Genomic DNA, 3,217 nt, shown 5'->3' with positions numbered 1-3,217 from the left:
CATCATGACCTTCGGCAGCGCGTCACGGGGTGCCGGCCAACGGCCGGCACTACCGTTGCGTCAGCCCTGCAGCCCCGGCAGCTCGCGCAGGTCGTCAATCACCGCTACCGCGTGCGCCTTTTCCAGGTCCAGTCCTCGCGGATAGCCGTAGCGCACCAGCGCGATCGGCATGCCGGCGTCCTCGGCAGCACGATAGTCGGTGAGCGAATCGCCAACCATCAGGCACGCATCGACGGGCACTTCGAAGTGCGCGGCGATATGCCGCAACGGCTCACCACTGGGCTTGCGCTGCGGCAGCGAATCACCACCCAGCACCAGCGCAAAGGCGTTGGCGATACCCAGGTGCTGCAGCAACGGCGGCACCAGCGCGACCGGCTTGTTGGTGCAGATGGCCAGCGGCACCTTCAACGCACGCAACTGCGCCAGCGCATCCACTACGCCAGCGAACMGCTGCGGGCTGCGCAGCAGGCATTCGCGGTAATGGACCATGAAGGTCGGCATCACCGCTGCCAGATCGATCTGACGCCCGGCGGCCTGCACGGCCTGTTCGACCAGCCGGCGCACGCCGTCGCCGATCCAGCCCAGCACGGTGGCTTCGGGTACGCGCGCCAGGCCGATGTCTTCCAGCGTGCGGTTCAGTGCTTCGGCGATATCGGCGGCGCTGTCGACCAGCGTGCCATCGAGGTCGAACACGACCAGCGGATAGGGATACGACAAGGGACGGCTCACTCGTGCAACGTGGGGCCGTCCATTGTACGCCCGCGTCTTCAGCCGATCCGGCGTGCGCGGGTGGCCAGGAAGGTCGGCAGGTAACGGTCGATCAGGAAGCGCGGCTGCGGCTGCCAGTCTTCCATGAAGCGGTCGATGACGAACCCCGCATCCAGCTGCCCGGCGATCAGATCCCCCAGGCTGTGGCCGAATGTCAGCGCTTCGCCACGGGCCAGCTTGGCCTCGCGCGCGGCGGGCTCCAGGTCTTCCAGGTCGGAATAGGGAATCGCGTACTGCGGGCGGATCAGGCCCTGCTCGCTCAGCTGTGCATCACGCGCAGCAACGAACACCACCGGATTGTAGAAGCTGGCCATCAGCAGGCCATCGCGTGCCAGCACCCGGCGGCACTCGGCCCACACCGGACGCACGTCGGGCACGTACAGGTTCGAGATGGGATGGAACACCACATCGAAGCTGTCGTTGGCAAAGGCCTGCAGATCACGCATGTCACCCTGCACGGTGCGCAGCGACAGACCATCGCGGTCGGCGACGGCGCGGTCCTGTGCCAGCTGCCCGTCGGAAAGGTCGAACACGGTCACCTCAGCGCCTGCCGCGGCAAGCACGGGTGCCTGTTGGCCACCGGCCGAGGCCAGGCACAGGATGCGCCTGCCACGCACATCGCCCAGCCAATCCAGCGGCAACGCACGCGGTGTCAGGTGTACCTGCCAGCGTCCTTCGCGTGCGGCGGCAATCGTTTCGGCATCCACCGGTCGCGACCACTCGCGCACCTCGCTGGCCTGGCGGTCCCAGGCAGCACGGTTGTGGTCGATCAACGCCTGTCCATGGTTCATGTGTTCTCCTTGCCCGAAGGGCGCCAGTCCAGATCCTGGAAGGCCGGGCTGGCGAAGCACTCGGCGAGGAAATCCAGGAATCGCCGCATGATAACGGGCTGTTGCCGGCGCGAGGCGTACACGGCATGAATGCCCAGCTCGTCCAGGCTGTACTCGGGCAGCAGTTCGATCAGTTCGCCACTGCGCAGCAACGGTGCGACCTGGTAGGTCGGCAACATGGCAATACCGGCATTGGCGCGCACCGCCTCCAGCAACAGCGATGCTTCATTGGCACTGATGTTGCCGCCCACCGCCACCGACAACGAGCGTCCTTCGCGATGCAGCTGCCACAGGCTTTTGCCGACGTAGTGATGGGTCAGGCAATTGTGCGCGGCGAGATGTTCGGGCGCGGTCGGCGTGCCACGCGCCTGCAGGTAGGCCGGCGTCGCGCACAGCACCGAACGGCAGATCGCCAAACGACGTGCGATCAGGCTGGGGTCGATCTGCCGCGCGATGCGCACGGCCAGGTCGACGCGCTCCTCCACCAGGTTGACCATACGGTCGACCAGCAGCAGTTCGATGCGTGCGGCCGGATGGCGCTGCACGAAGGCGGCCACCGCACGCGCCAGATGGCTCTGCCCGAACGACACGCTGGCGGTGATGCGCAGCGTGCCGTGTGGCTCGGGATCGTCGCTGGCCAGCTCCCCCTGCAGTTCCTCGCCGATCGCCAGCATCTGCCGGAAACGCGCCAGCGCGGCTTCACCGGCCCCGGTCAGGCTCACCCGCCGCGTGGTCCGGTGCAGCAGCCGCGCACCCAGCCAGCCCTCCACCTCGGCCAGGTAGCGGCTGACCATGGCCCTGGACATGTCCAGCACCTCGGCGGCGGCGGTCAGGCTGCCGCGCTCGGCAACTTCGACGAATACGGTCATGGCGGTCAATCGGTCCATCTGCTCGATCCATGCAACAAACAAGCGCGTTATACGCTGTTTTTCGAGCGACTGCAGCGACCTACAGTGGCCCCATTCCCAACCACCACCCCCACGGAGTCCTGCCATGAAGATCGCCCTCGTCGGTGCCACCGGCAACATCGGCCGCCAGATCGCCCGCCACGCGCTGGCCAACGGCCATCAACTGACCGTCATCGTGCGCAGCGCGCAGGACCTGCCGGCCGAGCTGGCAGGCGCCCATCCGGTCATCGCCTCGCTGGATGACCAGGACGCCCTGGTCGCCGCCATCACCGGCCACGATGTGCTGGCCAGCGCCTACGGCCCGCGCCCGGGCGACGACATCGGTCGCGTCGGCGAGGTTGCCGCACAGCTGGCCAACGCCGCCCGCAAGGCCAACGTGCCGCGCCTGGTCGTGGTCGGCGGCGCCGGCAGCCTGGAAGTCGCCCCCGGCGTGCAACTGGTCGACACCCCCACCTTCCCGGATGCCTACAAGCCCTACGCGCTGGCCCACCGTGAAGCGTTCAACCGCCTGCAGGCGGTGGATGACCTGGACTGGACCTTCTTCTCGCCGGCGGCCGAAATTGGCCCGGGTGAAGAGCGTGGGCAGTACCGCGTGCAGCCCAAGGCGTTCCTCGCCGATGCCAACGGCCACAGCCGCATCAGCTACGCCGACTACGGCGCCGCGTTCGTCGCCGAACTGGAAGCGCGCAAGTACCCGAAGCAGATCATCAC

Annotated in this window: 4 protein-coding genes; 1 reads left to right on the top strand and 3 read right to left on the bottom strand. The window is 67.5% G+C overall.

The genetic code is table 11. From position 1 onward, the window contains the following. Window positions 1-60: 60 nt before the first annotated feature. From gph to AB4Y84_RS17260, 3 genes are read right to left on the bottom strand one after another with little or no spacing between them, the layout of a single operon-like run. Entirely contained in the window at window positions 61-717 is a 657-nt protein-coding gene (gph, locus tag AB4Y84_RS17270; RefSeq protein ID WP_442250526.1) for a phosphoglycolate phosphatase, read from the bottom strand. Between the two features lie 50 nt (window positions 718-767). Next, entirely contained in the window at window positions 768-1,559 is a 792-nt protein-coding gene (locus AB4Y84_RS17265; RefSeq protein WP_312111296.1) for a class I SAM-dependent methyltransferase, read from the bottom strand. Beyond that, window positions 1,556-2,485: a LysR family transcriptional regulator gene (locus tag AB4Y84_RS17260; RefSeq protein WP_394198609.1), complete on the bottom strand. Its 930-nt coding sequence runs from the start codon at window positions 2,483-2,485 to the stop codon at window positions 1,556-1,558. The genes AB4Y84_RS17265 and AB4Y84_RS17260 overlap by 4 nt, the downstream gene beginning before the upstream one ends. A 106-nt stretch (window positions 2,486-2,591) precedes the next feature. On the opposite strand from AB4Y84_RS17260, the gene AB4Y84_RS17255 reads away from it, so the two are divergent. Beyond that, window positions 2,592-3,217, top strand: a 626-nt coding sequence (locus tag AB4Y84_RS17255) for an NAD(P)-dependent oxidoreductase (RefSeq protein WP_442250525.1), incomplete at its 3' end; no start/stop codon positions are given.

It is taken from the genome of Stenotrophomonas sp. 2YAF22, assembly GCF_052114665.1.
Lineage (GTDB): Bacteria > Pseudomonadota > Gammaproteobacteria > Xanthomonadales > Xanthomonadaceae > Stenotrophomonas > Stenotrophomonas indicatrix.
The sequence above is the reverse complement of the archived record's forward strand: the minus strand, read 5'-3'. Positions and strand labels throughout refer to the sequence as shown.

What these genes read in the sequence shown, in the direction of transcription:
- AB4Y84_RS17265 (WP_312111296.1), bottom strand. Translation starts at nt 1,559, where the DNA reads ATGAACCATGGACAGGCGTTGATCGACCACAACCGTGCTGCCTGGGAC.
- AB4Y84_RS17260 (WP_394198609.1), bottom strand. Translation starts at nt 2,485, where the DNA reads ATGGACCGATTGACCGCCATGACCGTATTCGTCGAAGTTGCCGAGCGC.